Source organism: Rhodococcus sp. BP22, from assembly GCF_014281965.1.
Classification (GTDB): domain Bacteria; phylum Actinomycetota; class Actinomycetes; order Mycobacteriales; family Mycobacteriaceae; genus Rhodococcoides.
The window spans coordinates 1-256 of record NZ_JACFTB010000034.1 but is presented as its reverse complement, the minus strand read 5'-3'; the positions used below and the strand labels follow the sequence as shown (position 1 = coordinate 256).

Genomic DNA, 256 nt, shown 5'->3' with positions numbered 1-256 from the left:
ATTCGATGCCGGTTCGGCGGCCTACAACGTGCCGGTTGCCATCAGACTGTCGGGTGAGTTGGACGTCGCTGCCGTGGAGGCTGCAGTGCGAGATGTGATTGCACGGCACGAGTCTCTTCGGACGATGTACCCCGAGACCGAGGACGGCCCTGTCCAGCTCGTCGTCCCGGCGGAACGGGTCCGGCCCGACATCGAGGTCGTCGAGATCGATGCTTCGGACGTCGAGAGCCGGGTGCGTGCGCTGGCATCGACGACG

General features: G+C 65.6%; 1 protein-coding gene. It reads left to right on the top strand.

Features of this window, described 5'->3' with window-relative positions; translation table 11 throughout:
* On the top strand, positions 1 to 256 hold a 256-nt coding region (locus tag H2510_RS20590; protein WP_186630134.1), incomplete at both ends, for a condensation domain-containing protein.